This is a genomic window from Bradyrhizobium jicamae, assembly GCF_001440395.1.
Classification (GTDB): Bacteria; Pseudomonadota; Alphaproteobacteria; order Rhizobiales; family Xanthobacteraceae; genus Bradyrhizobium; species Bradyrhizobium jicamae.
In genome coordinates, this window is the sequence record NZ_LLXZ01000213.1 from 7,879 (window position 1) to 8,083 (window position 205).

1 pseudogene is annotated in these 205 nt (G+C 58.0%); it reads right to left on the minus strand.

The window, feature by feature from the left end:
* A pseudogene (locus CQ12_RS45760) lies at window positions 1-192 on the minus strand (phage tail protein); the annotation flags it as partial.
* Window positions 193-205 lie beyond the last annotated feature (13 nt).

Here is a 205-nt window from a genome sequence, read left to right on the forward strand (position 1 = left end):
CCCTAGGCCGTCAACGTTTATTTGCGGGCTGGCTGCGTTCGTGACATGCGGAGTAAAGGCGACGATTTGACCATTCATCGCCGCCAAGGACGTAAAGCCTTGGTTGGATGAGACCGAATAGAGGGTGCTGGTCCCCGACGTGACGATTGCGCCTGAAATGTCGTCCCGCCATTTTGCGGTGGAAGCCATCATGGCGCGCGCACTG